Annotated in this window: 24 protein-coding genes and 1 pseudogene; 10 read left to right on the forward strand and 15 right to left on the reverse strand. The window is 72.8% G+C overall.

What is annotated here, in order from left to right; all coding sequences use genetic code 11:
* The first annotated feature begins 14 nt into the window (after window positions 1–14).
* Together ACIA77_RS44315 and ACIA77_RS44320 are read left to right on the forward strand one after the other, a co-directional pair.
* Entirely contained in the window at window positions 15–458 is a 444-nt protein-coding gene (locus ACIA77_RS44315) for a hypothetical protein (protein ID WP_395892181.1), read from the forward strand.
* Window positions 459–485: 27 nt separating this feature from the next.
* Window positions 486–791 (forward strand): annotated as a pseudogene (locus ACIA77_RS44320) (YnfA family protein); the annotation flags it as partial.
* Between the two features lie 37 nt (window positions 792–828).
* On the opposite strand, the gene ACIA77_RS44325 reads toward ACIA77_RS44320, so the two are convergent.
* Both ACIA77_RS44325 and ACIA77_RS44330 read right to left on the reverse strand, forming a co-directional pair.
* Entirely contained in the window at window positions 829–3,228 is a 2,400-nt protein-coding gene (locus ACIA77_RS44325) for a heavy metal translocating P-type ATPase (RefSeq protein ID WP_395892182.1), read from the reverse strand.
* A 173-nt stretch (window positions 3,229–3,401) separates the two neighbouring features.
* Window positions 3,402–4,115, reverse strand: coding sequence for an ArsR/SmtB family transcription factor (locus ACIA77_RS44330; protein ID WP_395892183.1), 714 nt, complete (start codon window positions 4,113–4,115; stop codon window positions 3,402–3,404).
* A gap of 83 nt (window positions 4,116–4,198) precedes the next feature.
* On the opposite strand from ACIA77_RS44330, the gene ACIA77_RS44335 reads away from it, so the two are divergent.
* From ACIA77_RS44335 to ACIA77_RS44355, 5 genes are all read left to right on the forward strand, one after another.
* Entirely contained in the window at window positions 4,199–5,572 is a 1,374-nt protein-coding gene (locus ACIA77_RS44335; protein WP_395892184.1) for a rhodanese-like domain-containing protein, read from the forward strand.
* Window positions 5,569–6,843, forward strand: a complete 1,275-nt coding sequence (locus ACIA77_RS44340) for an MFS transporter (RefSeq protein ID WP_395892185.1) — start codon at window positions 5,569–5,571, stop codon at window positions 6,841–6,843. The genes ACIA77_RS44335 and ACIA77_RS44340 overlap by 4 nt, the downstream gene beginning before the upstream one ends.
* A gap of 88 nt (window positions 6,844–6,931) precedes the next feature.
* Window positions 6,932–7,696 carry a metalloregulator ArsR/SmtB family transcription factor gene (locus ACIA77_RS44345; protein WP_395892186.1) on the forward strand — a complete coding sequence of 255 codons (765 nt, stop codon included), beginning with the start codon at window positions 6,932–6,934 and terminating at the stop codon, window positions 7,694–7,696.
* On the forward strand, window positions 7,693–8,082 hold the full coding sequence (locus ACIA77_RS44350) for a VOC family protein (protein ID WP_395892187.1): 390 nt from the start codon (window positions 7,693–7,695) through the stop codon (window positions 8,080–8,082). The genes ACIA77_RS44345 and ACIA77_RS44350 overlap by 4 nt, the downstream gene beginning before the upstream one ends.
* Before the next feature lie 28 nt (window positions 8,083–8,110).
* Window positions 8,111–9,391 (forward strand): APC family permease, encoded by a 1,281-nt coding sequence (locus tag ACIA77_RS44355; protein ID WP_395892188.1) that lies wholly within the window; start codon window positions 8,111–8,113, stop codon window positions 9,389–9,391.
* 288 nt (window positions 9,392–9,679) lie between these two features.
* On the opposite strand, the gene ACIA77_RS44360 is transcribed toward ACIA77_RS44355, so the two are convergent.
* Window positions 9,680–10,159: a MarR family winged helix-turn-helix transcriptional regulator gene (locus ACIA77_RS44360; RefSeq protein WP_395892189.1), complete on the reverse strand. Its 480-nt coding sequence runs from the start codon at window positions 10,157–10,159 to the stop codon at window positions 9,680–9,682.
* A 95-nt stretch (window positions 10,160–10,254) separates the two neighbouring features.
* Between ACIA77_RS44360 and ACIA77_RS44365 the strand changes: the two genes are divergently transcribed.
* Window positions 10,255–11,733 (forward strand): flavin-containing monooxygenase, encoded by a 1,479-nt coding sequence (locus ACIA77_RS44365; RefSeq protein WP_395892191.1) that lies wholly within the window; start codon window positions 10,255–10,257, stop codon window positions 11,731–11,733.
* A gap of 117 nt (window positions 11,734–11,850) precedes the next feature.
* The gene (locus ACIA77_RS44370) at window positions 11,851–13,170 is read left to right on the forward strand and encodes an MFS transporter (protein WP_395892192.1); all 1,320 of its coding nucleotides are present in this window, start codon (window positions 11,851–11,853) and stop codon (window positions 13,168–13,170) included.
* A 9-nt stretch (window positions 13,171–13,179) separates the two neighbouring features.
* Here the strand turns inward: ACIA77_RS44370 and ACIA77_RS44375 are convergent, their stop codons facing one another.
* A complete protein-coding gene (locus tag ACIA77_RS44375) occupies window positions 13,180–13,554 on the reverse strand; it encodes a hypothetical protein (RefSeq protein ID WP_395892193.1) in 375 nt (124 codons plus the stop codon).
* Window positions 13,555–13,653: 99 nt separating this feature from the next.
* Here ACIA77_RS44375 and ACIA77_RS44380 point away from each other — a divergent pair, with 99 nt between their 5' ends.
* Window positions 13,654–15,279, forward strand: coding sequence for an amidohydrolase (locus ACIA77_RS44380; protein ID WP_395892194.1), 1,626 nt, complete (start codon window positions 13,654–13,656; stop codon window positions 15,277–15,279).
* Window positions 15,280–15,310: 31 nt separating this feature from the next.
* Here ACIA77_RS44380 and ACIA77_RS44385 read toward each other — a convergent pair whose 3' ends face one another.
* The 11 genes from ACIA77_RS44385 to mftA form a co-directional block, all read right to left on the reverse strand.
* Entirely contained in the window at window positions 15,311–16,243 is a 933-nt protein-coding gene (locus ACIA77_RS44385; protein WP_395892195.1) for a VWA domain-containing protein, read from the reverse strand.
* Window positions 16,240–17,175 (reverse strand): AAA family ATPase, encoded by a 936-nt coding sequence (locus ACIA77_RS44390; protein ID WP_395892196.1) that lies wholly within the window; start codon window positions 17,173–17,175, stop codon window positions 16,240–16,242. The genes ACIA77_RS44385 and ACIA77_RS44390 overlap by 4 nt, the downstream gene beginning before the upstream one ends.
* Complete coding sequence (locus ACIA77_RS44395; protein WP_395892197.1) at window positions 17,172–18,293, reverse strand: NDMA-dependent alcohol dehydrogenase; 1,122 nt, start codon at window positions 18,291–18,293, stop codon at window positions 17,172–17,174. Before ACIA77_RS44395 ends, ACIA77_RS44390 begins: the two co-directional genes overlap by 4 nt.
* A gap of 175 nt (window positions 18,294–18,468) precedes the next feature.
* Window positions 18,469–20,118, reverse strand: coding sequence for a sigma-54-dependent Fis family transcriptional regulator (locus tag ACIA77_RS44400; RefSeq protein ID WP_395892198.1), 1,650 nt, complete (start codon window positions 20,116–20,118; stop codon window positions 18,469–18,471).
* A 56-nt stretch (window positions 20,119–20,174) separates the two neighbouring features.
* On the reverse strand, window positions 20,175–21,371 hold the full coding sequence (gene mftD / locus ACIA77_RS44405; protein ID WP_395892199.1) for a pre-mycofactocin synthase MftD: 1,197 nt from the start codon (window positions 21,369–21,371) through the stop codon (window positions 20,175–20,177).
* Window positions 21,368–22,834: a mycofactocin biosynthesis glycosyltransferase MftF gene (gene mftF, locus ACIA77_RS44410; protein ID WP_395892200.1), complete on the reverse strand. Its 1,467-nt coding sequence runs from the start codon at window positions 22,832–22,834 to the stop codon at window positions 21,368–21,370. The genes mftD and mftF overlap by 4 nt, the downstream gene beginning before the upstream one ends.
* Window positions 22,831–23,625 (reverse strand): mycofactocin-coupled SDR family oxidoreductase, encoded by a 795-nt coding sequence (locus ACIA77_RS44415; RefSeq protein WP_395892201.1) that lies wholly within the window; start codon window positions 23,623–23,625, stop codon window positions 22,831–22,833. The genes mftF and ACIA77_RS44415 overlap by 4 nt, the downstream gene beginning before the upstream one ends.
* Window positions 23,622–24,311: a mycofactocin biosynthesis peptidyl-dipeptidase MftE gene (mftE, locus tag ACIA77_RS44420; RefSeq protein WP_395892202.1), complete on the reverse strand. Its 690-nt coding sequence runs from the start codon at window positions 24,309–24,311 to the stop codon at window positions 23,622–23,624. Before mftE ends, ACIA77_RS44415 begins: the two co-directional genes overlap by 4 nt.
* Window positions 24,312–24,313: 2 nt before the next feature.
* Window positions 24,314–25,498 carry a mycofactocin radical SAM maturase gene (gene mftC / locus ACIA77_RS44425; protein WP_395892203.1) on the reverse strand — a complete coding sequence of 395 codons (1,185 nt, stop codon included), beginning with the start codon at window positions 25,496–25,498 and terminating at the stop codon, window positions 24,314–24,316.
* The gene (gene mftB / locus ACIA77_RS44430; RefSeq protein WP_395892204.1) at window positions 25,498–25,806 is read right to left on the reverse strand and encodes a mycofactocin biosynthesis chaperone MftB; all 309 of its coding nucleotides are present in this window, start codon (window positions 25,804–25,806) and stop codon (window positions 25,498–25,500) included. Before mftB ends, mftC begins: the two co-directional genes overlap by 1 nt.
* Window positions 25,796–25,909, reverse strand: coding sequence for a mycofactocin precursor MftA (gene mftA / locus ACIA77_RS44435; protein WP_395892205.1), 114 nt, complete (start codon window positions 25,907–25,909; stop codon window positions 25,796–25,798). Before mftA ends, mftB begins: the two co-directional genes overlap by 11 nt.
* Window positions 25,910–25,981: the final 72 nt, after the last annotated feature.

Genomic DNA, 25,981 nt, shown 5'->3' on the forward strand with positions numbered 1-25,981 from the left:
GGCGCCGTGCGGGCTTGACCTTCGAGCGGCTGGAACGTTTACGGTCCCGGCTGCGCCCGATGCTGCTGGCCCGCATGGCCGAGATCGACGGACCACCCCGCCCCGGGCGCTGCGACCCCAGGTGCGGCTTCCTGCAGCAGGGCCAGCCGGCAACCGACCTCAGCGCACACCGGCCGGAGCCCGTGCCGATCGCCTGCACGGTGACCGGCAGTGCGCAGGCTGAGCGCGGCGTGCAGTGGCGGGAGTTGCTCGCCGGCGCCGAGCGCGAAGCCTTCGACGGCAGGCTGGAGTTCCGGCTCGCGGCCGAGTCGGCGGGCCGCGTGGCCGCCGCCAAGCAGGACTGCTGCGCGTTTTGTACCTTCACGCTGCGGTTCGCGGGCGGCGGGCTGGAGTTCGAGGTGCGCGCACCGGCCGAGGCGGCTCCCCTGCTGGCCGACGTGTTCAGCACCGCTCGCTGACCCGGCCCTGGTTCCCCGAGAGGGCCGTTCGCGCCGGCCGCGGTCTTCGAAATCGGCGGCGCTTGGCTGGTGTGGCAAGGAATTCGCGACCACCGCGGCTGGGCCCGGATCGCCGGCGGGGTCGTCGCCCTGGGCCGCTGAGGGTTCGTCTCGACCCTCCAACCCGACGCCCGGGTCGGCCGCATCCTCGCCGCCTGCAGTGGGGTGTTCGTCGTGGGATCAATTCTGTGGGGCGTGCTCGCCGACGGCTACCGGCCCGACCGCTTCGATGTCATCGGCGCGGTGCTCTGCCTCGCCGGAGCTGGCGTGATCAGGTGCGCGCCGCGCGGCTGACGGAAGCGGCAGCCCCGCCCCCCGGCTGGAAGCGAGTTCACGGCCGCGCCGCCGCGACGTCGGCGGGTTCGGCGCTCTCCGCCGCGACCTGGTCCGCCGTGCCCGCGTCCGGCAGGCGAAGCCGCTTCAGGGTCAGCGCGTTGACGGCGACGATGAAACTGGAGCCCGACATCGCCAGCGCGGCGATCTCGGGTCGCAGCACCAGACCGAACGCCGGGTCGAACACCCCGGCCGCGATGGGCAGGGCGATCGCGTTGTAGCCGATGGCCCAGCCGAGGTTCTGGCGCATCTTGCGCAGCGTGCCGCGGCCGATGCGCAGGGCGGTGGGGACGTCGAGCGGGTCCGAGCGCATCAGCACGACGTCGGCGGTCTCGATCGCGACGTCGGTGCCCGCCCCGATGGCGATGCCGAGGTCGGCCTGGGCCAGCGCGGGCGCGTCGTTGACCCCGTCGCCGACCATGGCGACCCGGCGCCCGGCCGCCTGCAGATCGGCGACCTCGGCCGCCTTGTCGCCGGGAAGAACGTCGGCGAGCACGGTGTCGATGCCGAGCCGGCGGGCGATCCGCTCGGCGGTGGCTTGGTTGTCGCCCGTCAGCATGACGACTTCGATCCCCAGCGCGTGCAGCTCGGCCACGGCGGCGGCCGACGTGTCCCGGGGTGCGTCGGCGAGGCCCAGGATCCCCGCCGCGGCACCGTCGACGGCGGCGAGCACCGCGGTGCGCCCGGTAGCGGCCAGCTCAACGCGCCGGCTCATCAGCTCCCCCGGGTCGATGCCTTCGCGCCGCAACAGGCGCGCCGTACCAACCACGACCCGGCGGCCGTCGACCTCGGCGATCGCGCCGTGCCCCGGCACGTTCTCGAACCGCACCGCGCGGGCCGCCGCCGGCGCCCGGGCGTCGGCGTAGCGGACGATCGCCTCGGCGAGGGGGTGCTCGGATTCCCGCTCCACCGCGGCGACCAGCCGCAGCAGCTCGAGCTCGCTGGTTCCGGCGGCGGTGACCACGTCGGTGACCTCGGGTTCGCCCCGGGTGAGGGTGCCGGTCTTGTCCAGCACGACGACCTCGATCTTCGCCGAGGTCTCCAGCGCCAGCGCGTTCTTCACCAGCACGCCCCGCTTTGCGCCGAGTCCGGTGCCGACCATGATCGCGGTCGGCGTCGCGAGGCCGAGCGCGTCCGGGCAGGTGATCACGACGACCGTGATGGCGAACAGGATCGCCGCGGCGAACGGGCTGCCCGCCAGCAGCCAGGCCACCAGCGTCGCCGCACCACCGACGAGAGCGACGAACACGAGCCAGAACGCCGCGCGATCCGCCAGCCGCTGACCCGGTGCCTTCGAGTTCTGGGCCCGCTGGACGAGCTCGACGATCTGCGCCAGCGCCGTGCCGGAGCCGACTTTGGTGGCCCGCACCCGCAGGGCGCCGGTGGTGTTGATGGTCGCCCCGATCACCGGGCTGCCCGCCACCTTCGGAACGGGCAGGCTTTCCCCGGTGACCATCGACTCGTCCACCTCGCTCTCGCCGGCCTCGACCACGCCGTCGACCGCGAGCTTGGCACCGGGCCGCACCAGCAGCAGGTCCCCGGCCACCACCTCGGCGGTGGGGATCTCGATCTCCTCGCCGTCCCGCAGCACAACGGCCTTCGGCGGAGCGAGGTCGAGCAGCGTGCGGATCGCGTCATTGGCCCCGCCACGGGCGCGCATCTCGAACCAGTGCCCGAGCAGGACGAACGCGGCCAGCACCGTGGCCGCTTCGTAGAACACCTCACCACCGCCGGTGAGGGTCACCACCAGCGAGTACAGCCACCCCGCGGCCACCGCGACGGCGACCAGCACCATCATGTCGAGGGTCCGCGCGCGCAGGGCCCGCACGGCTCCGGCGAAGAAGATCCAGCTGGCGTAGAAGACCACCGGCAGGCTCAGCACCAGCGCCCAGACGTCCGCGCGCCAGCCGAACGGCACCGGCAGATCCAGGCCGAACACCGCGGTCCCGATCGGCGACCACAGCACGATCGGGACCGAGAACACCAGCGCGACCAGGAACCGGTTGCGCAGATCGGCCGTCATCGACGCCATCGACATCCCGTCGTGTCCACTGTGGTCCATTCCGTCGTGGACAGACGGCGCATGCTCGGGTACCCGAAAATCCGCATCGGGGGGACCGGGCTCGGACAGCGGATCACAGACGTGGTGCGGCACGGATCGCCCTGCGCAGTGGTAACCGCACTCGATCACCCACCGCCGAAGATCCGCCACCGAGGTGCGCGCGGGGTCGAAGGTCACCGTCGCCGTCTGGGCGACCGGGTTCACGTCGAGCGCCACCACCCCCGGCTGCCGTCCGAGCCGGGTCGCCACGACTGCCTGCTCGGACGCCCGCAAGAGCCCCCGTACGTCGAGGACCACCGTCTCGGAAGTGTTCGCCTGAGCGGTGTGGTCGCGCATCGCTGCCGTCTCCCTGGCTCGCTCGTGGTCCGGCGGCACCCGTCACCGCCACCCTGCCGTTGTACCCCCCAGGGGTAGTGAGCGCCAGAGGCGAAGCTTTCACCGGAGGGCTTCGCGGTCCGGAAGCCCTTGTGCCGCAGCCGAACTCGACGCCGGGTGTCGAGGCCCGGTGCTCAGGCGAGTTCGCCGGTGTCGACCGGCAGGTCGGCCAGCCGCCACTCGAGCATGCCGTCGTCGAGGCGGATGGCGTGGCGGCCGCGGTCGGTCAGCAGCCGCACCGCGTCGTAGGCCAGCACGCAGAACTCGCCGCGGCAGTACACCACGATCTCCGCCCCCTCGGGCAGTTCGGTGATCCGCTCGGCCAGCTCCTCGACCGGGATGCTGACCGCGCCGGGGATGTGCCCGGCGGCGTACTCGTGCGCCGGCCGCACGTCCAGCACGACCACGTGTCCCGCCGCGGCCCGGTCGCGCAGCTGCTCGCGGGTGATCTCGGTGGCCCGCGCCGGATCGGTTCCGGCGCCGAGCCCGAGGTAGGCGTCGCGGGCGGGAGAAACCGCGGCCTGGTGCGTGAGAGCGACCGTGCGCAGCAGCGCCAACAGCTGCGCGACGTCGTCGCCGGCCAGCCGGTAGTGCACGCGCACGCCGTCGCGACGGGTCGCCACGAACCCCGCCTGCTTGAGCGTCTGCAGGTGCGCCGACGCGGTGGTCAGGTTGAGCCCGGCCGCCGCCGCGAGCGCGTCCACCGTCCGCTCACCCTGCGCGAGCAGGTCCAGCAGCTCGAGCCGGGTGCCGTTGGCCAGCGCCTTGCCGCTGGCCGCGAACGCCGCGTACAACTCGGCCTTCGCCCGCGACTTCGTGGCCGGATCTACTACGTCACGCCTGCTCATGGACTATCCTCCATAAATCCATGGAATAGCGTAGCCCAACACCGGACCGTCGGCCGACCGACCCGACTACGAGGAGGCACGTCGTGAGCTTCTCCACCGAGCACCTGATCCCGCTGGTCGACGAAGGCCTGGGCAACAGCTCCTACCTCGTGGACCTCGGCGACGGCCGGGCACTGGCCCTGGACGCCAGCCGGGACCTGAGAGGCCTGCACGCCGCGGCGGCCGGACGCGGGTTGCGGGTCGCGTTCGCGGCCGACACCCACCTGCACGCGGACTTCCTCTCCGGCGCCGTGCAGCTGGCCCACGACCACGGCGCGACGGTGCTGGCGTCGGCCGCCGGGAGGCGCGAGTTCGCGCACACCGGGCTCGCCGACGGCGACGAGGTCGACCTGGGCGGGCTCACCCTGCGCGCGCTGGCCACCCCGGGCCACACCGACGAGCACCTGGCGTTCCTGCTGCTCGACGGCGCCCGCGAACTGGGCGTGTTCACCGGCGGGTCCCTGATCGTGAACTCCGCCGCGCGCCCCGATCTGCTGGGCGCCGGCCGCACCGAAGAGCTCGCGCGCGACCAGTACCGCTCACTGCACCGGCTGATCACCCTGCCCGACGACGTCGCCGTCTGGCCCACGCACGGCGCCGGCTCGTTCTGCTCGGCCCCGCCGGGCGCCGAGCGCACCACCACCATCGGCGCGCAGAAGCTCGCCAACCCGCTGCTGGCCGCGCCCGACGAAGACGCGTTCGTGCGCGCACTGGTCGCCGGACTCGGCAGCTACCCGCGCTACTTCGACCACCTGGCCGAGGTCAACCGCCGCGGCCCCGCCGTCGTGGACGGCACCCCGGCCCTGCCCGCGCTCACCGCCGCCGACGTCCGCGCCCACCTCGCCGCCGGCGGCCACGTCGTCGACGTGCGCCCGGCGGCCGATTTCGCGGCCGGCCACATTCCCGGCGCCCTTTCCATCCCGCTGCGGGACCAGTTCGCCACCTGGCTCGGCTGGCTGCTGCCCGACACCGCGCCACTCGTGTTCGTGCTCAACCTCGACCAAGAAGTCGGCGATCTCGTCTGGCCCGCCTACAAGATCGGCTACGAACGCCTCGCGGGCCAGCTGGCCGGGGGCATGGCCGCGTGGCACGCCGAAGACGGCCCGCACTCCACCACCGCGTTCGCCGACGCCGCGCACGTCGGCGGGCAGCCGTACCTCGACGTGCGCCAAGCCAGTGAATTCCGCGCCGGTCACGTGCCCGCCGCCGTGCACCTCGAACTCGGGTCCCTCGCCGCGCGCGCGGCCGACGTCCCGCCGGGCGCGATCGTCGCGTGTGGACACGGCGAGCGCGCCATGACCGCCGCCAGCATCCTCGAACGCGCGGGACGCACCGACCTGACCGTCCTGCAGGGCGGCCCGGCCGACTACGCCCACGCCCACGACCTGCGGCTCGATGCCGGAGAAGGGCCACGGTGAACAACGCCGCCACCCACGCCGCCGAGCCGGTCCGGCTCGGCCTGCGGGAGAACTGGCTGCAGTTCAGCCTGCTGGTCGTCGTCAACGTCTGCGTCGGTGCCCTCGTCGGCCTGGAGCGCACCACGGTGCCCCTCATCGGCACCGAAACCTTCGGCCTGACCAGCGACCTCGCCGTCTTCTCGTTCATCATCGCCTTCGGCGTGACCAAAGCAGCCACCAACCTCGCCGCCGGCGCCCTCACGGCCCGCTACACCCGCCGCCGGCTGCTGATCACCGGCTGGCTCCTGGGCATCCCGGTCCCGTTCGCGCTCGCCTGGGCCCCGGCGTGGGGCTGGATCGTCGCCGCCAACGTGCTCCTCGGCCTCAACCAGGGCCTGACGTGGTCCATGACCGTCAACATGAAGATCGACCTCGTCGGCCCCACCCGCCGCGGCCTCGCCACCGGGCTCAACGAAGCCGCCGGCTACGTCGCCGTCGGCAGCGTCGCGCTGCTCACCGGCTACCTCGCCACCACCCACGGCCTGCGCCCGGTCCCCGAGCTCATCGGCGTCGTCTTCGTCGCTGCCGGCCTCGCGTTGTCCCTCGTCGTCCGCGACACCGCCGCCCACGTCGCCCTCGAACTCGCGCAGCACCCCGGGCCCAGCCCCGGCACCGACACGCGCACCGGCCTCGCCGCCACCTTCGCCCGCACCACCTGGCGCGAGCGCTCCCTGCGCGGCGCCAGCCAGGCCGGTTTCGTCAACAACCTCAACGACGGCCTCACCTGGGGCGTGTTCCCCCTGCTGTTCACCGACCACGGCCTCGGGTTCGCCGCCGTCGGGCTCATCAAGGGGCTTTACCCCCTGTTGTGGGGCCTCGGCCAGATCCCCACCGGCCAGCTGTCGGACCGCATCGGCCGCAAACCCCTCATCGTCACCGGCATGCTCGTGCAAGCCGGCGGTTTCGTCCTCGCCCTGGCTCTGCTGCACTGGCCGCTGCTCGCCGGGATCCTCTCCGCCACCGCCCTCGGGCTCGGCACCGCCATGGTCTACCCGGCGCTCATCGCCGCCATCTCCGACCACGCCCACCCGGCCTGGCGTGCCAACGCCCTCGGCACCTACCGCTTCTGGCGCGACACCGGGTACGCCGCCGGCGCCCTCCTCGCCGGTCTGCTCGCCGACGCCCTCGGGCTCAACGCCACGGTCATCGCCGCCGCCGTCCTCACCGCCGCGTCGGGGCTGCTGGCCGCCCGCTGGATCACCGGCCGCCCCGAGCAGAACCCGACCGCCTGAACCACCGGGTGCAGCAATGCTTCCCGAGGTCGGGGCGGTCTCGATCACCACCCGCGCCGCCTTGGGGTTGATCCATCAAACCAGGTTGATGTATTTTCAGGCGGTGTTGTCGTCCGATGGGCCGCCGTCGTTCGTGCGGTTGCTGGCCGATCCGGTGCGCTGGCGGCTGGCGCGGGAGCTGGCCGGCAGTGACCGGCGGGTGCGCGAACTGGTGGCGGCGCTCGAGCAGCCGCAGAACCTCGTCTCCTACCACCTGCGGCAACTGCGGGCGGCGGGGCTGGTGACCGCGCGGCGCAGCAGCTACGACGGGCGGGACAGCTACTACCACCTGGACCTCGCGCGGTGCGCCGACGCGTGGGCCGAGGCCGGGGCGGCGTTGCACCCGGCGCTCGGCTCGCCGGCGCGGCGGCGACCGGCGCGCGCCCGGGTGCTGTTCCTGTGCACCGGCAACAGCGGGCGGTCCCCGCTGGCGGAAGCGTTGCTACGGCACCGGTCCCGGGGCGCGGTCGAGGTGGCCAGCGCCGGCAGCCACCCGAAACCGTTGCACCCCAACGCCGTGCGCGTGGCCGCCGAGTACGGCATCACGCTCGAACACGAGCCGACCCACCTGGATTCGGTGCGGCACAAGCGGTTCGACTGGGTGGTCAGCCTGTGCGACCGCGTCCGCGAGGTCCGCCCGGAGTTCCCCGGCCGGCCCGTGACGATCCACTGGAGCCTGCCCGATCCGGCGCGCGAACCCGATCCCGCCGGGGACACGCTGCCCGCGTTCCAGCGCACCGCCGCCGAGCTGGACACCCGGATCCGGTTCCTGCCGCTGTCCCTCGCCACCGAAGCTGAGGAGAGCCGATCATGACCACCGACCTGGAAACACTGGTGAGCGTGCGCTACCTCGTCGACGACGTCGACGCCGCGATCGCCTTCTACACCAAGAACTTCGGGTTCACCGTGCGCACGCACTTCGCCCCCGCGTTCGCCGACGTGACCCGCGGGAACCTGCGGCTGCTGCTGAGCGGCCCCGCGAGCTCGGCCGGCCGCGCGATGCCGGACGGCACCAAACCCGGCCCGGGTGGCTGGAACCGCATCCACCTGATCGTCGACGACATCGACGCCGAAGTCGCCCGGCTGCGCGCGGCCGGTGTCGAGTTCCGCAGCGACGTCGTCAGCGGCCCCGGCGGCCGCCAGATCGTGCTGGACGACCCCGCGGGCAACCCGATCGAGCTGTTCCAGCCCCGCACCTGACCCGAGTCCCCGAGGAGAACCACCCGCCATGATCACCGGCAACCCGCCCGCGCTCGCGCGGCGGCTGGGCACCGGCGACGCCGTCGTCATCGGGCTCGGCTCCATGATCGGCGCCGGCGTGTACGCCGCGTTCGGCCCCGCCGCGAAAGCAGCCGGCACCGGCCTGTTGCTCGGACTGGTCCTGGCCGCAGTCGTCGCGTACTGCAACGCGGTGTCGTCGGCGCAGCTCGCCGCGCAGTACCCGACGTCCGGCGGCACCTACGCGTACGGGCGGGAGCGGCTCGGACCGTGGTGGGGATTCACCGCCGGGTGGGGGTTCGTCGTCGGCAAGACCGCCTCGTGCGCGGCGATGGCGCTGACCTTCGCCACCTACGCCGTGCCCGGCCCGTGGTGGCTGCAACGCCTCGTGGCCGTCGCGGGAGTGCTCGCCCTCGCCGTGCTCAACACCCGCGGCGTGACCCGCACCGCGCAGCTGACCCGGATCCTGGTCACGATCACCCTCGCCGCGCTCGCCGTCGTGGTGCTCGGCATCGCCTTCGGCGGCGCGGCTTCCCCGGCTCACCTCGGCGGCGCCGGAGCGTGGACCTCCGGCGGGGTGTACGGCATCCTGCAGGCCGCCGGGTTGCTGTTCTTCGCCTTCGCGGGCTACGCGCGCATCGCCACGATGGGCGAAGAAGTCCGCGACCCCGCGCGCACGATTCCCCGTGCGATCCCGCTCGCGCTGGGGATCGCCGTGCTGGTGTACCTGATCATCGGCGTCGCCGCGCTCCTGGCCTCCGGGCCGGCCCGCCTCGCGGAATCCGCCGCGCCGCTCACCACGGCCGTCACCGACGCCGGCGCGGGCGACCTGGCGCCCGTCGTGCGCATCGGCGGCGCCGTCGCCAGCCTCGGCGCCCTGCTCGCACTGATCGCGGGGATCGGGCGCACCAGTCTCGCGATGGCCCGCAACCGCGACCTGCCCGCCCCGCTGGCCGCCGTGCACCCCCGCTACCGGGTGCCCCACCACGCCGAACTCGCGCTCGCCGTCGTCGTGTCGGTGCTCGCGCTGACCGTCGACCTGCGTGGCGTGATCGGGTTCTCGTCCTTCGGCGTGCTCGTCTACTACGCCATCGCCAACACGTCGGCCTTCACCCAGCGCGCACCGCACCGGCGCTGGCCCCGCTGGCTGCACGTGCTCGGCCTGCTCGGCTGCGTCGCGCTCGTCGCAACCCTCCCCTGGCCCTCGATCCTCGCCGGGCTGGCGGTCTTCGCGGTCGGCCTCGGCGGGCGCCTGCTCCTCCACCGCCGCCGCGGCGCCGATCCCGAGTAAGCGCGCGCCGATCCACAGCCGAGCCAAGCCGGCGGACAGCCATTGACATGAAACTTCATATGCATAATCATATGAAGTCACGGCACGGTCACCTCGTCCCGAGCGGGTTGGCCGATCTTCAAGCGGTGCGGTGGCGAACGTCGCGGCACCCGGTCCGGCCACGGTGCGCCGGTGCGGGCAGCGAGCGACGCGGCTGGTTCGCCGCGGCGCGCAGGCCCGGAAGACTCGTTCCCGAACGAGGAGGACGGCCATGACAGCATCGCCCGGCGATCAAGCGGGCGCCACCACTCATTCCTTGCCCTGCAGGCCGGCGACCAGTTTCCGGAGCAGGCGGTGGAGATCCGCACGCTCCCCTTCGTCCCACCCGGCGACGGCGTCCTCCGAATGCGACCACGCGGTCGGCCACACTCCGTCGACCAGAGCCCGGCCCGCGTCGGTCAGCCTGATCGCGACGAACCGCCCGTCGGCCGCCCGGGGTGCCGTCCGGACGAGCCCCTTGCCTGCCAGCCCGTCGACGACGCGGCTCAGCGTCGTCTGGCCGATGGCCGTCAAGCGGACGATTTCGGTCAGGGACAGGTCGTCCGCATAGGTCAGAGCGGCGAGGGTCCGCCACTGGGAAATGGAGATCCCGTGCGGCTTCAGCGCGGCCTTGAACCGTTCGTTCAACAGATTCATGGCTTGGTTGAGAAGGGCCGGCATGAATTCGTTCGCGAAGAATCCGCCACCGATCTCGGGAGGTTCCGGTGAAGTCCGTTCCGGGTTCTGCACGCCATTAATCGTACCAAAACGCGAGACCGATCCCGCCGAGGCCGCCCGCGGACACCACGGCTGCCGCACTTTCCTGAACACCTGGAGGAATGTTCGTGGACTTCGTCGCACACACCAAGGCCCTCATCGTCGGCTCCGGCGGGAACGGCATCTCGCCCGCGGTCTACTTCAAACGCGCGGGCATCGACGACTTCCTGATCATCTCGAAGCACTCGGACTTCGGCGGGACCTGGTTCCAGAACACCTACCCGGGGTGCGAGGTCGACGTGCCGTCCGAGCTGTACCAGCTCAGCTACGCCGTGACCGGTGACTGGAGCGCCGTCTACGCCCGGCAACCCGAGTTGCTGACGTACCTGCAGAAGGTCGCCGCGGACAACGACTTGTACCGCCACGCGCACTTCGGGACCGAGATGACGGGGGCGGACTGGCTCGGCGGCGAGAACTGCTGGGAGGTGCGCACGACGCAGGGCACGTACCACGCCGACTTCCTCCTGCTGGCCACCGGTTACCTCGAAGAGGCGGTCCTGCCCCGGATCCCGGGTCGCGATGCGTTCGAGGGGCGCCTGTTCCACTCGTCGCAGTGGCCCGACGGCTACACCGGCGAAGGCGAACACGTCGCCGTGATCGGGACCGGATCGTCGGGGATGCAGATCGTCTCGGAACTGCAGAAGCACGCCTGCGCGGTCACCGTCTTCCAGCGCACCCCGACCTGGGTGCTGCCGAAGCGCAACGAGAAGCTCGCGCTCGAGGACCACGAGCGCGTGCACGAAGCGGCAGCAGCCGCCGCAGCACACCGGGGCGAGACGTTCTCGCGCCGTGAGAAGGCGTGGTCCGACGTGATCACGGGACAGGGCCTGGCGAAGAACGAGGAACTGGCCCGCGAGTTCCTCGAGGCCCAGGTGGGCGATCCGGAACTTCGCGCGCTGCTGACCCCGCGGCACCGGTTCGGCTGCAAACGAACGCTCTACAGCGACGACTACTTCACCGCCCTGCAACAGCCGAACGTGCGGATCGTGCCCGAAGCGGCCGTCGGGATCGGCGCGTCGACCATCACCGCGGCGAGCGGTGCGGAGATCGAAGCCGACACCATCGTCTTCGCGACCGGCTTCCACTTCGGCGGGCACGTGCTTGCGCGGGTGAAGCGCCGCGACGGCAGGACGGTCGCCGAGGTGCAGGCGGGACACCCCCAGGCGTACAAGTCGGTGTCGGTCGCCGGGTGCCCGAACCTGTTCCTGATCGGCGGCCCGGCGCCGAACGGGCAGATCTGGCACGGGATGTTCGCCGGGGAGGCCACGGCCCGGTACCTCCTCGCCGCCTTCGACTTCATGGCGGAGAACGGAGTGCTGGCGCTCGAGGTCGACGAGGCCGCCGAAGCCGGCTGGAAGCGCCGCGCCGACGCGATTCTCGACAACGGGCCGGTGGTGGCCGGCGGCTGCACCAACTACTCGCAGGACGAACTCGGCCACAACAAGGCCGCGTGGCCCGGGTCCGTGCGAGACATGGCCGAAGCGCTGAGCACGTTCGACGCGTCGGCGTACCGCGTCGTCGCCCGCTCCGCGGCTCCGGCGACCTGACCACGACCGTCCACTGCAGACCCCGTGCGTCCGCGACAACCGGCACGGCCCGCCTGAGCACCACTCGACGGGCCGACGTCATCAAGGCAGTGCTCACCGAAGAGTGGAGGATCCCCCATGACGTCCCCCTCGCAGACCGGAAACACCGTCGGGCACCGGCCGCCGATCCGCCGTCTGGTGCTCGCGTCCATGCTGGGCAACGCCCTCGAGTGGTACGACTTCTTCCTGTACGGGTTCGCCGCGCCGCTGGTCTTCAACAAGCTCTTCTTCCCGGCGGGGACGGATCCGATCATCGGGACGCTCGGGGCGTTCGCCGGGTTCGCGCTCGGCTTCCTGGCGCGGCCGATCGGCGGCATCGTCTTCGCCCACTTCGGCGACCGGTACGGACGGAAGAACGTGCTGCTGGCGACCCTGGTCCTGATGGGCGCGATGACGTTCCTGATGGGCCTGCTCCCCACCTACGCCCAGATCGGCATCTGGGCACCCGTCCTGCTCGTCGTGCTGCGCGTGTTCCAGGGCATCGCCACCGGAGGCGAGTGGGGCGGCGCCGTCCTGATCGTCACGGAGAACGCTTCGCAGCGGCGCCAGGGCTTCTACTCCTCGTTCGGCCAGGCGGGGCTCAGCGCCGGGTTCATCCTCGCGTCAGCCGCCTTCCTCTCCGTGCAGACGTGGCTGCCGAGCCAGTTCACGACGTGGGGCTGGCGAATCCCCTTCCTGCTCAGCGTGATCGTGTTCGCGGTGGGACTGTGGCTGCGGTTCCGGATTCCCGAGAGCGCCGAGTTCACGAAACTTCGCGATCGAGCCCGGGAACAGAAGCTGCCGGTCCTGCAGACGCTGCGCACCCAGCCGAAGCAAGTGCTGACGGCAATGGGACTCCGCGTTGCCGAGAACGGCGGTTCCTACATCTTCGTCACGTTTTCACTGGCCTACGCGAGCTTCGCGAAACTGGATGCGGGAACCGTCCAGCTCGCGCTCATCATTTCCTTCCTGGTGCAGTTGCCGATCCTGGTTTTCTTCGGCTGGCTGTCGGACCTAATCGGCGTCTGGCCGATCTACTTCGCCGGCGCCTTCGGAATGGGGTTGTTCGCCTTCCCGTTCTTCGGCCTGCTCGACACGGGCAACGGGGTGGCGATCTTCCTCGCCTTCTTCGGCGCCAACAGCCTTTCCTTCGCCGCGATGAACGCGGTTCAGCCGAAGCTGTTCAGCGGGCTGTTCGACACCGGAGTGCGGTATTCCGGCCTCGCACTCGGGCACGAGGTCTCGTCCGCGTTCAGCGGCGGGCTCTCCCCGCTGATCGCGACGGCGCTGCTGGCCGCCTACGGGGCGTCCTGGCCGGTGGCGCTGTACCTGATCCTGCTCGCCGCCGTGGCCGTCGGCACGTTGCTGATCGTGCGCCCGTCCCGGACCCGGCGCGCGGCGCCGGAAGCGGCGGTGTGACCTGTGCGCCTACGGGGAAAACGCGCCTTCATCACCGGCACGGCCAGCGGGCAAGGCCGCGCCGCGGCGCTGCTGTTCGCCCGCCACGGCGCGACGGTCGTCGGGAGGACGGCTCGCCGGCCCGGCCGAACCTCGGGGCCGACGCGGTGTTGTCACGTCGGCCGTCGGGACGGTCGCGGGGAGCGGCTTCCTCGCGCACGGTGCGGCGAAGGGCGGGCCGGACCAGTACCGCAAGTCGAGCTCAGTGCGGATCGTGAACCTGCAGTCGTCCCAGGAGGCCTCGTCCGAGCACAGGTAGAGGGCGCAGTAGGCGACGTCCTCCGCCGTGCCCAGCCGGCGGAGCAGGTGCTGGTCCAGCAACCTGGTCCAGGCCTCCTGGGTCACCGGCGCGAACTTCGCCGTCGACGGCGGGCGGTCGGCGTGGTGACGGCAGCACGTGGCGACCGGCGCACACACCACCCCGACGCGGAACGAGGAGAACCGATGATCCCCGAAGCGGCCGATCTCGTGCTGACCAACGCGGCCGTTCTCACGATGGACCGGGACCGCCCGGTGGCCACGTCGGTGGCGGTGCGCGCGGGCACCGTCCTCGCCGTCGGCGAAGACGCCGACACCCGCGGTTTCGTGGGTCCCCGCACGCGGGTGCTCGACGCGGGCGGGCGGTTCGCGATGCCCGGGTTCCACGATTCGCACAACCACCTCATGACCACCGGGCTCGGCCTGCTCCGGCCCGGTCTGAACGAGGCTCGCAGCGTCGCCGACGTGCTGGCCGTCATCACCCGCGTAGCCGCGACCACGGCACCGGGTGAGTGGATCGAGACGGCGCCCGGCTGGCACGAGAACCAGCTCGCGGAACGCCGGTTCCCCTCCGCCGCCGAGCTCGATGCCGCCGCGCCCGCGCATCCGGTGGTGATCCGCCGGGGCGGGCACAACATGGTGCTGAACTCCGAGGCGCTGCGCCGGGCCGGAATCACCGCGGACGCCACCAGCCCGGCGGGTGGCACCTTCGTGCGTGACGCGCGGGGCCGGCTCACCGGGCACCTGGCCGGCAAGGCGGCGCTGGCCCCGGTCCTCGCTGTGGTCCCTCCGGTCACCCGGGAACAGTGGACCGCCGCCGTGGCCGCCGCGGCGGAAGCGTACGCCGCGGCAGGCATCACCGCCGTGATCGATCCGGGCCTGACGACCGAACAGATGGCGGTCTACCGATCGCTGGCCGCCGAGGACCGGTTGACCGTGCGCACCAGCATGATGTGGCTGCCGCCGATCGCCGGGCTGGACGCCACGGGGGCGCTCGACGCGGTGCGGTCCGGTGGGTTCGAGCCCGATCTCCGGTCACCCTGGTGCCGCACCCTGGGGATCAAGCTGATCGCGGACGGCGGCGTCGAGACCGGGTACTACCGCGACCACTACGCCGAGCCGGACGATCCGGCCCACCCGTGGGGCAAACCGCTCCTGACACCGGACGTGCTCGAAGCCGTGTGCACGAGCGCGGCCGCGCAGGGGTGGCACGTCGGCGTACACGTCCTCGGCGACGCGGCCACCGACCTGGTGCTCGACGCGTTCCGCGCCGCGGCGGCGGTGGCCGCACTCCCCCGGTGGACGCTGATCCACTTGCTCAACCCCCGCGCCGAGCACTGGCCCGTGATCGACGACCTCGGACTTTCGGTCACCGCCCAGCCGGGCCTGTTCTGGCAGCTTGCGGGCGGCTTCACGCACTACCTCGGCGCCGGCCGAGCGCGCGACATCGGTCCACTGGCCGAGCTCGTGCGCCACTTGCCCGGGCGCGTCGGCGGCGGGTCGGACAGCCCGGTCGCCCCGTTCGCGCCGCTCGCGGGCATCGCCACGGCCGCGACCCGGAACACCCGCGACTCCGGGTGCCTGGGCGCGGAATGGGCCGTCGACGTCGCCACGATGCTCGAGCTCTACACGACCGGCAGCGCGTGGTGCGCCGGCCAGGAGAACGTCTCCGGCACGCTGGCACCGGGCCGGTTCGGCGACTTCGTCGTGCTGTCCGCGGACCCCCGATCCGTTGCCCCGGCCGATGTCGGGGAGATCGAAGTGCTGGCCACCGCGGTCGGCGGCCGGGTCGTCCACGACCGGCTCAGCTGACGACCCGCGCGAGTCCGGGACCGCGCGACGATCACCGGCCGTCCAGCAGCTCCGCCAAGGCCGCGGGGGCCGCGGCGGGGCCAGCGAGCGGGCGCCACCGCGCGCCGGCGCGGGTGGCGAAGTGGGCTGCCTCTTCGGAGTCCTCCGCGGGGGCGAGGATGAGCAGCTCCTCGCAGGACCGCGCGGCGGGGACGGGGTCCTCGTCGTCGGTCGCGCGGCAGTCGGAGAACAGGAGCACGGCCTTGCGCGCCGCGCGGGAAGCGGCGAGCTGGTGGGACGCTTCGCGCAGTGCGGTGGCCAGGGCGGTGACGCCGTGGCCGCGCAGTGACAGCACCGAGTCGACGACCGCGGGGCGCGTGCGGGCCGACCACAGTGGACGGATGACGTCCGTCTTGCGGGCGAACGAGAGCACGGCGTGGTCACCGGGTGCCCGCCACGCGCAGGCCGCCGCGGTCAGTGCCGCGGCGGCGAGGCGGCGGCCGGTCATCGAGCCGCTCGTGTCGATCAGCAGGCACAGCGCGAGTTCCGGCCGGCCCCACTGCTGGGCGACGAGCTCGTCCGGGCGGGGCGCGCGGCCCCCGGCCGCCGCGTCGAGCAGTTCCGGCATCGACGCGTCGAGATCCAGATCACCGCCGCGGTCGGCTCGGACGGGGCGCAGGCGGCCGACCCCGCGGCTCCTCGCCACCCCCTGCCGGGCGAGGTCGAGCACGAGACCGGTCGCCAGCCGCCGCGCGGCGGCGCGGAGTCGCTCGTCCGTGGCCGACGCCATTTCGACCAGCAGCGACACGGCCTGGTCGGGGTCGTCGCGGAAGACCGTGTCGAACGCGGTCTCGTCGAGCACGCCCACCTCGGGCGAGATCTCGCCGAAGCGCGCCTGCTTCGCGAGGTCGGCGCGCGGGGTGCTGCGCCGCCCGGAACCGGGCCGCGGCCGGGGTTTCGAGGGGCCCGCCGGTGGCGGGCTCACGCTTCCCCCGGCGAGTCACCTCCCGGGCGATCGCCGTCCTCGGCGGGTTTCGCCCCGAACACCGCCGTGTAGAGCTCCTCGATCACCGCTTCGGCGGTCCGGCCGCACCCCTCGCGCACGGCGACCCGGCCGGACAGCCCGACCATCGCCGAGTCGAACCCGACCTGCCAGTCGAGCGGTTCGGTTTCCCGGATGCGCGCGAGCGACACCGCCACCCGCACGACGTCGATCGCGCCGCGCACCGACGAGCCGACCCGCAGGTCGTCGTGTTCACGCGTGCGCCGCACGAGGTCCACGACCTGGTCGCGCCAGGCCCCGGGCACCTCGGGCGAGCGCCGGGCGACGATCTCGCTCTCCTCGCCGTGGGTCTGGTACCCCATGACGATGCGGCAGACCCGGTCGTACACCGCCGCCGAGATGCGGGCCGTGCCGATCGCGTCGAACGGGTTCATCGCCGCCACGAGCCGGAACCCCGGCGCCGCGACGAGCACGCCGAGCCGCGGCACGTGCAGCTCCCCCTCGGACATCACGGTGATGAGGACGTTGAGCGTCTCCTCCGGAACCCGGTTGACCTCCTCGACGTAGAGCAGCCCGCCGGACCACAGCGCTTCGACGAGCGGACCGTCCACAAAGGTCTCCGCGGTGTAGCCCTTGGCGAGCACCTGCGACGGGTCGAAGTGCCCGATCAGCCGCGCGGGCGTGAGTTCCGCGTTGCCCTCCACGAACACGAACTCGGTGCCGTCCCGCTCCGCGATCGCGCGCAGCAGCGTGGTCTTGCCGGTACCGGGCGGGCCTTCGAGCACGACGTGGGCCCCGGCGTCGAGGCCGGCGAGCAGCAGCTCGATCTCCCGCTCCCGCCCGACGACAGCGTGGCCGAAGGCCCGGGGACCGGGCTGCTCGCCCGGCCCCCGCACCGCACGCAGACCGCTCACGGCGCGTCGTGGACCAGCACGCCGCGGACGTTGCGACCTTCGAGCAGGTCGTCGTAGCCCTGGTTCACCTCGTCGAGCGTGTACGTGCGCGTGATGATCTCGTCGAGCTTGAGGTCCCCGCTCTGGTACAGGCCGAGGATCTTGGGGATGTCGGTCGTCGGGTTGCAGTCGCCGAACAGCGAGCCCTTCACCGTCTTCTTGAACAGCGTCAGGATCGAGCCGGGCAGCGTCACGTTGTTGACCGACAGCTTGTTGAGCCCCGTCAGCACGACCGTGCCGCCCTTGCCCGTCGCGTTGAACGCGCCGGTGACGATGTCCTCGGTGACGACCCCGGCGGTGACGATCGTCTTGTCCGCGCCGTTGCCGTTGGTGAACGACTGCGCCAGCTCCGCCGCTTCCTCCGGCGTGGCCACGGCGTGCGTCGCGCCGAGCTCCATCGCCTTCTCGCGCTTGTTCTCCAGCGGGTCCAGCGCGATGACGTTCTTCGCGCCGGCGTAGCGCGCGCCCTGCACCGCGTTGATCCCGATGCCGCCGACGCCGGACACGATCACCGTCTCGCCCGGTTTCACGTCCGCGGCGTTGACGGCCGAACCCCACCCCGTCGGCACACCGCACCCGACCAGCACGGCCTTGTCGAGCGGGAGGTCGTCGTCGACCTTGACCGCCGAGTTCTGGTGGATCACCGAGTACTGGCTGAACGTGCCGAGCATGCACATGGCGCCGTATTCACGCACCGCGCCGGGGCCGGTGAAGGGGAACCGCTCCCCCGGCAGGTAGCCCTCGAGGATCGTGGCGCCCATGTCGCAGATCGCCTGCTGGCCGGTGGCGCACCACCGGCACGTGCCGCAGTTCGGGATGAACGAGCAGACCACGTGGTCGCCCGGCTTCACCCGGGTCACGCCGGGACCGACGTCCTCGACGATGCCCGCGCCCTCGTGCCCGAGCACCATGGGCAGGCGCGCCTCCAGGTCGCCGTGCGCGATGTGCACGTCGGAGTGGCACAGCCCGGCGTGCGTGTAACGGATGAGGACCTCGCCCTGCTGCGGTCCGTCGAGGTCGAGCTCGACGACCTCGATGGGCTTGCCCACCTCGTAGACGACTGCTGCCTTCGTCTTCATCTCCTGAACTCCTTTGTTCGGACGGATCGCGTCATCGCGCGATGGTGACGGCTTGCGTCTTCGGGTGGAGGTGGGGAACCGCGGCGGGCCGGGCGCCGAGCACCGTTGCTGTCACCTGACGCCTCCTCGGGTCGGGGCCGAGGCCATGGTCACCCGGCGGAGAGGGGTCGGACTGTTACAGAACTGGACAGTCCTCGGCGATCTCGAGAGCCTGCATGCGGCGGTAGAGCGTGGTGCGGCTGACGCCGAGCTCCCGCGCGGCCCGCAGTTTGTTCCCGGCGTTCGAGCGCAGCGCGGTGACGATCGCGTTGCGCTCGGCGGCCTCCCTTCCGCCCAGCCGCCGCGTTTTCACGGTCGACCGGTACTGCTTCGGGAGCTGGGCGACGTCGACGACCCCGGTGCACGGGAGCGCGGTGACGTGGCGGGCGACGGAGCGGAGTTCGTGCAGGTTGCCCGGCCACAGGTGCGCGCGCAGCGCGGCGAGGGCACCGCCGGTGAACCGCGGCCGCCACTCGGGCCGGTCGGCGCGGATCATGGCCGACAGCAGCGCCGGGAGTTCGTCCGGGCGGTCGCGCAGCGGGGCCAGCGCCTGCGCTTCGTCGCAGCGGGCGACCACGGCCGCGGCGGCCGCGGGGAGTTCGCCGGCCGGACAAGCGGTGAGGACCAGCTTCGCCGGGCACCCGTGGTCCAGGGCGGCGGCGACCGGGACGAGGAACGCGTCGGGCAGCAGGTGCACGTCGTCGACGACGACGGTCGTGCCCGCCCGCGCGGTGAGGTCGGTGAACCGGGCGGCCCACTCGCGCGGCTCGAGCCGAAGCGCCGTGGCCGCACCGAGGACCTCGACGTCGCCGGCGCCGGACGCGAGGGTCGACCGGCCGGTGCCCGGTTCGCCGGTGATCAGCCTGGCCCGGCCCGTGCGCCGCGTTTCCGCGCGCGGCACGAGGCAGCGCCCGGCCGTGCGGCACACCTGGAACACCGCGCCGCCGGGCGCGCCGTCGACGCGTTCGGCGGTGACCGCGACGTCGACGCCGTCGGCGACCGCGAGGCGCGTGGTGAGGACACCGCGCGGCGGCACGTCCGGGAGCAGCGTCCGCAGCAGGGCCGGATCGCCGGGGCGCAGCTGCTCGATGCAGGTTTCGGTGGCGAACACGACGTCACCGCCGAGCACCGCGACCGGCGCCGACCGGCGCTGCGTGGCGTGCTGGAAAGCCAGGAACAGCTGGCGTTCGGGGGCGCGGGCGCCCTCGACGATCGCGTCGCGGATGTCGGCGACGGCGCGGCTGACGAGCGGTCCGAACAACGGGTTCTCGTCGTCGCTCATGCCGGTGATGTCGAGGACGCCCTCGAGCCGGCCGGTGAGCGGGTGGTGGATCGGGTGCCCGTAACAGCTGAACCGCTTGAGCGCGTGGGCGTAGTGCTCGGCGCCGTGGATCACCACCGCCTGGCGGGATTCGTAGGGCGTGCCCAGCGCGTTGGTGCCGACACGGCCCTCCGCGAAGTGGGAGCCGAGGAGCACGCCGATGTTCTCCAGTTCGAGCTGCAACGGCCGGTGGCCGAACCAGCGGAACACGAGCCGGCAGTCGCGATCGGCGAGCAGGACGCAGAAGCGCGTGCCTTCGAGCTGCTGCGTGAGCCGGTCGAGGACGGGACCGGCGGCGACCATCAGCCGGCTGCCCGCGTCGACGTCCGCGAGGGAGACGACTCCGGGATCCAGATCGGGCGCGACCCCGAACAGCTGCGAACGACGCCAGGAGTCCGCGATCTGCGGTCGAAGCTTCGCGTCGTGGTCCGGCAGCTGCGCGAGTGGCAAGACTCCTCCCGACATGCGAACACCTTCGTTCGTTCGATCGACGGTACCGGTCGTGTGCGGACAAGGCCAGGTCAGGACCCGACGGGCGTCTTGGCCACCGAGCCGAGCTCGGCCTGGAACCCCGGTGGCACAACGAGATCCTCCGGGGTCAGGTCCCGGACGCCGCGTTTGCCGAGGGCGAGCAACGTGGAGTCGATGCCGTTGCGGAGGACGTCGAGGACGTTCTCCACGCCGCCTTGGCCGTTGGCGGCCAGGCCCCACAGGTAGGCGCGGCCGATCAGCACCGCGCGGGCGCCCAGAGCGAGCGCTTTCACGACGTCACTGCCCCGGCGGATGCCGCCGTCGAGCAGCACCTCCACCTGGTCACCGACGGCCTCGGCGATCGCCGGCAGCGCGCGAATGGTGGCGGGGGTGCCGTCGAGGTTGTTGCCGCCGTGGTTGGACACCGAGATCGCACTGACCCCGGCACCAACGGCGCGACGCGCTTCGTCGACGCGGATCACCCCCTTGAGCAGGAACGGCCCGTCCCACTGCGCCCGCAGCCACGCCACGTCGTCCCACGAGGGCGGCGGGGTCTGCATCCACTGCCCGTAGGCGCCGAAGAACGTCGGCGCCGCCTCGCCCGGTGACGCCATGTTCGGCACCGACAAATCGGGCAGCCGCCGGGTCTTCGCGTAACCGAGCAGCCAACGCGGCCGCACCAGACCTTCCGGGGCGAAGCGCACCAGCTCCCGCGCGGTGAGCCGCTCCGGGATGTGCGGGCTGCCCCAGTCACGGCTGTGGGAAAACGACCAGTCCAGCGTCAGGATGATCCCGACGGCGCCGGCCGCCCGGGCCCGCTCGAGGCGGCGCACGATGTCGTCACGGCTGCCGGTCCAGTACACCTGGAAGTACGTGTTCGGGTTGGCGGCGACGACCTCTTCGATCGGTTTGCTGCCGAAGGACGACAGCCCCATCGACGTACCCCGGGCGGCCGCCGCGCGGGCGACCGCGACCTCGCCCTCGGGGTGCACCGCCTGCACCCCCGTCGGGGAAATCAGCACCGGCAGCGCGACGTCCCGGCCGAGGACGTGGGTACCCAGCTCACGCTGCGCGTGCTGCCCGGCCGTGCGCGGCGCGAAGCGCAGCTCGTCGAACGCGGCGAGGTTGTCGCTCAGCGTCAGGCCCTTCTCCGAGCCCGCGATCAATGCCGAGTAGACGGAGCCGGGCAGCCGTTTCTTCGCGCGCCGCTGCGCTTCGGCGACGGATTCGAACCACGGGTTGCTCATCGTTGTCCCTTCGGGTCGACCCGCAGCGGCCGCCGGACGACGGCGGGGCGGATCGGCGTGGTGGTGCGGTGGATCAGGCAGCCGGCCCAGACGCCGGCGCCGTAGGCGACGTCGTCCGCGACGGCGGCGGCGGTGTAGCGGACGGGGTCCAATGCCGGGCGGCGCTTCACCCACGCGGACACCGGCGGCCCCAGCAGCAACGACGCCAGCGCCGCACGGCGGCCCCACCGCCGCCGTCCGCCGGGCACCATCAGCGCGGCGAGCAGCGGCGCGGCGAACTGCGTGCCGTAGCGGCCGCAGCCGAGCCAGGTCTGTTCCACTGCGGTGGCCATCGCGCGGACGACCCCGCTCGTGGGGATGTCGTCGCGCCGCAGCAGCCGGGTCATGCTCGCGACCGAGCCGCCGAACGCCGCCGCGGCGAGCAGCGGGCGGCGGGCCAGCAGCGCCCCGACGGTGAGGGTGGGCCACGGGTGCAAAGCCAGCGGCGCCAGGGCATCCGGGTGCCGCCGGGCCAGTGGGGCGGCGGACGTGCCGTACCGGGCGCGGCGGCCGAGGAGCCCGCGCCAGGTCTCGGGTTCGTGGTGGTCGACGTGCACGTCCGGGGCGTACCGGATCCGGTGCCCGGCCCGGTGCAGGCGCCAGACGAGGTCGACGTCCTCGCCGACGCGCAGCCGCGGGTCGAACACCGCACCGTCGATCGCGACCGCCGTGAGCGCGGCCCGGCGCGCGACGAGAGCGGCGGTCGGAACGTAGGAGGTCCGGGTGCCGGGCGCGACGCGCGCCGGGCGGTCACCGAGGTCGAGGCTGCCGGCGGCCCGGGTGTAGCGCCCGGCCCAGGTGTCTCCGGCGAGCGCGCGCACCCGGGGTGCGATGGCGGCCAGCAGCGGATCGGCGAAGTGGGCGGCGAGCCGGTCGGCCCAGCCGTCGGCGGGGACGCAGTCGCTGTCGAGGAAGGCGACGAGTTCGGTGTCGACGTGCTCGAGCGCCGTGGTGCGCGCGGCACCGGGGCCGCCGTTGCTTTCGCGGCGGACCAGTTTGGCGCCGTGCTTCGCGGCGACCGCGGCGACGGCCGCCGCGTCGTCGGAATCGTCGTCGACCACCAGCACGGGGTGCCTGCCGTCAAGACCGGCGAGGCAGCGCTCCAGCAGCCCGATCCGGTTGTGGGCGGGGATCACGACGGTGAGGTCGGGCTCGCGCGCGGGTTCCGGCGGGATCGGGTGCGCGAACCCCGCGTCGGTGAGCCGGCGCGCGAGGACTCCGGCGGCCTTCGAGACGACAGGGCCGGTTTCGAGTTCGCGCCACGCGGCCCGCCCCGCGGCGGTGAGGCGCAGGACCCGGGCCGGGGAGCCGCCGAACCACAGCTCGTCGGTCAGCGGCTTGGTGTCCTGGTCCAGCTCGATGCGGAAGCCGGCGGGCAGCGGTGGGACCTTCGCGGCGGGGTTCTCGGAGGCGGGAGTCTTCACAGGGCCAGTCCCCCGTCCACCGGCACGACCGCGCCGGTCATCGCGCTGCTGTCCGGACCGGCCAGGAACGCCAGCACCGACGCGACTTCCGCCGGGTGCAGCAGGCGCCCCACCGGTTGCTGGCTCGCGAACGCGGCCGCTTCGGGCAGGTCGTAGAGCCGGGCGCTCTCGGCGAGGATCGGGGTGTCGGTCGACCCGGGGCTCACCGCGTTGGCAGTCACGCCGGAGTCCGCCAGCTCGACGCCGAGCGCGCGGATCAGCCCGGCGACGCCCGCTTTCGCCGCGCAGTACGCGGCCAGCATGGGCAATCCACGGGTGGCCGCCGCCGAAGCCACGGCGAGGAACCGGCCCGAACGCGGCCGCGGCCGCCGCAGCAGCGCGGGGATCGCCGCGCGCGCGAGGTGCACCACGCCGTTCAGGTCGACCTCCAGCACGGCACGTTCCTGCTCCGGCGGCACCTCCCACAGCGGCACCCCACCGGCGATGACCCCGGCGGCCGCGACGGCGACATCCACGCCACCCCAGCGGTTTTCCGCGTCCGCGACCGCGGCGGCGACCGCTCGCGGATCGCGGACGTCGGCCACGAACTCCTCGACCTCCGCGGAGTGTTCGCGCGCGGCCTTGACGACCGCGGCCAGCTCCGCGGCGGTGCCCATGGCGTACGGGAGGTCGGGATCGTCGGCGGCGCGGTCCACGGCGAGCACGGCGTATCCCCGCTTCGCCAGCGCCAGCACCGTCGCGGCGCCGATCCCCCGCGCCGCGCCGGTGACGACCGCGATCCGCGCGCTCACGCCGGCACCGCCGGATGCCAAGCGTCCACTTGGGACTCGAGCGCGGCGGCCAGCTCGGCCAGCAGGGCTTCGCCTTCCGCGGCCGTCGCGCCGAGCGGATCACCGAGGACACCGGTGTCCGTGACCGCACGAACCCCGCCCTCGCGCAGCAGCGGCAGCACCTCGCCGAGCGGGCGCCGATCCCCCGCGACGGCCCGGTCCATCCGCACCGCGTGCGGCCGCAGAGCAAGCTGCAGCGCGGTTTCCGGCCGTCCGGCGTGCGGATCCCCACGCCAGCGCGGCTGGAACAGCTCGACGTCGCGTGATTCCGCCCGCAGCCGGGCGACGGCCCGCGTGACGGGACCCGCGTTGCCGCCGTGCGCCGAGACGAACAGCAGCCGCCGGAACGGGCCGGACGCCGAGCGGCCGAGTTCCACGAGCAGCAGTTCGGTCGCCGCCTGCCCGATCGACAAGGTGCCGGCGAACCCGGCGTGCTCACCGCTGGACCCGTACGGCACGGCCGGGGCCACGAGCACGTCCGGGCGCGCGGCGGCGAGCCGTTCGCACAGCGCGAGTGCGACGTCGGTGTCGGTGGACAGCGGCAGGTGCGGCCCGTGCTGTTCGGTCGCGCCGACGGGCACGGCGAGGATCGCCCCGGCCGCCGCCCGTTCGGCGACGTCCGGCCACGCCAGGTCCGCGAGCTTCATCGTCAACGCCCCGGCGGCGTGAATCCGGCGAGGGGGTTTTCGTCGCAGGCCCGGTCGGGCGGGCGGCGCATGCCGATGGTCACCGGAACCGGGGTGCGCTTGCGGTGGGAGTGGTCGAGCGAAGGTTTGGGCGCGCTGCCCGCGGCGACCCCCGCGAGCGCGAGTTCCCCGTGGCCGCGCACGCATTCCGGGTCCGGCCCGTCCAGCGGAAGACCGGTGAAGAACTTCGCGGCCATGCACCCGCCGCGGCACGCGTCGTAGGCCGAGCACGCCGTGCAGGCGCCGCCGCCCTGGGGGTTGCGCAGTTCCGTGAACAGCTCGGATTCGCGCCACACGCTCGTGAACCCGCCCTCGGCGCGGATGTTGCCGGCCAAGAAGGTGTCGTGGATGGCGAACGGGCACGCGTAGACGTCGCCGACCGGGTCGACCAGGCACACGACCCGGCCCGCGCCGCACAGGTTCAGGCCGGGCAGCCCGCCGTCGCCGTAGCCGGCGAGGTGGAAGAAAGAATCGCCGGTCAGCACGTGTTCCCCGTGCGCCACCAGCCAGTCGTAGAGCTCGCGCTGCTGCGCGGCGGTCGGGTGCAGTTCGTCCCACACGTCCGCCCCCCGCCCGGACGGGCGCAGCCGGGTGATGCGCAGCTGCGCGCCGTAGCGGTCGGCGATGGCCTTGAACGCGTCGAGCTGGCCCACGTTCTGTCGCGTCACCACGACCGAGATCTTGAAGTTCTCGAAACCCGCGCCGGAAAGGTGCTCCATCGCGCGGATCGCGGTCGCGTACGAACCCGGGCCGCGGACGTGGTCGTTGACCTCGGCGGTGGCGCCGTCGAGGGAGATCTGGACGTCGACGTAGTCACTCGCCGCCAGCCGGCGCGCGACCTCGGGCGTGATCTTCACGCCGTTGGTGGAGAACTTGACCCCGACGTGGTGCTCGGTGGCGTAGTCGACCAGCTCCCAGAAATCCGGGCGCACCGTCGGCTCGCCGCCGCCGATGTTGACGTAGAACACCTGCATGCGCTCGAACTCGTCGATCAGCGCCTTGCACTCGCCCGTGCTCAGCTCCCGCGGATCCCGCCGCCCCGACGAGGACAGGCAGTGCACGCACGACAGGTTGCACGCGTAGGTCAGCTCCCACGTGAGGCAGATGGGCGCGTCGAGCCCGTACTGGAACTCCTCCACCAGCGACATCAGGCACTCCTCGGCTGGATCATCCGCGGCTGGATCATCTGCGACGCGGCCAGCGCGGCCAGCGCGACGCGGTACCGCGGCAGCTCGGCTTCGGCGACCCCGGCCGCGGTGCACGCGGCGCGCGCGTCCGGGTGCTCGGTCAGCCCGCGCACCACCGCCAGCAGTGCCGGGCTCTTGAGGAAGGACAGGCGCCGCGTCCCGAAGTGGTACAGCAGCGCCCCGAACCGCTCGGGCCGGATGGCGACCCGTTCGTCCGGCCGCCACGGGGCGTCCAGGTCGAACGGGCCGGCCGCGGCGTCAGTAGACACCGCACATCCCGTCGATCGAAACCTCCTCCACCAGGAGGTCCTCGGCCACCACGTCTTCGTCGGCTTCGGCACGGTCGGACAGTTCGGCGGTCTTCTCGCTCATCGTGGCTCCTGTGGCACGCAGCGGATTTCGGTACTGTTCATTTCGACACCGGGTGACGAATATCGGGGAGAG

Origin of the sequence: Amycolatopsis sp. NPDC051903, from assembly GCF_044452505.1 — a bacterium.
Classification (GTDB): Bacteria; Actinomycetota; Actinomycetes; order Mycobacteriales; family Pseudonocardiaceae; genus Amycolatopsis.

Coding starts and splice junctions, on each gene's coding strand:
- ACIA77_RS44355 (WP_395892188.1), top strand. CDS start 8,111: ATGATCACCGGCAACCCGCCCGCGCTCGCGCGGCGGCTGGGCACCGGC.
- ACIA77_RS44395 (WP_395892197.1), bottom strand. CDS start 18,293: ATGAAGACGAAGGCAGCAGTCGTCTACGAGGTGGGCAAGCCCATCGAG.
- mftC (WP_395892203.1), bottom strand. CDS start 25,498: ATGTCGCTGGTGGAGGAGTTCCAGTACGGGCTCGACGCGCCCATCTGC.
- mftD (WP_395892199.1), bottom strand. CDS start 21,371: ATGAGCAACCCGTGGTTCGAATCCGTCGCCGAAGCGCAGCGGCGCGCG.
- ACIA77_RS44370 (WP_395892192.1), top strand. CDS start 11,851: ATGACGTCCCCCTCGCAGACCGGAAACACCGTCGGGCACCGGCCGCCG.
- ACIA77_RS44330 (WP_395892183.1), bottom strand. CDS start 4,115: ATGAGCAGGCGTGACGTAGTAGATCCGGCCACGAAGTCGCGGGCGAAG.
- mftE (WP_395892202.1), bottom strand. CDS start 24,311: ATGAAGCTCGCGGACCTGGCGTGGCCGGACGTCGCCGAACGGGCGGCG.
- ACIA77_RS44345 (WP_395892186.1), top strand. CDS start 6,932: ATGTATTTTCAGGCGGTGTTGTCGTCCGATGGGCCGCCGTCGTTCGTG.
- mftA (WP_395892205.1), bottom strand. CDS start 25,909: ATGAGCGAGAAGACCGCCGAACTGTCCGACCGTGCCGAAGCCGACGAA.
- ACIA77_RS44400 (WP_395892198.1), bottom strand. CDS start 20,118: ATGTCGGGAGGAGTCTTGCCACTCGCGCAGCTGCCGGACCACGACGCG.
- ACIA77_RS44350 (WP_395892187.1), top strand. CDS start 7,693: ATGACCACCGACCTGGAAACACTGGTGAGCGTGCGCTACCTCGTCGAC.
- ACIA77_RS44325 (WP_395892182.1), bottom strand. CDS start 3,228: ATGCGCGACCACACCGCTCAGGCGAACACTTCCGAGACGGTGGTCCTC.
- ACIA77_RS44380 (WP_395892194.1), top strand. CDS start 13,654: ATGATCCCCGAAGCGGCCGATCTCGTGCTGACCAACGCGGCCGTTCTC.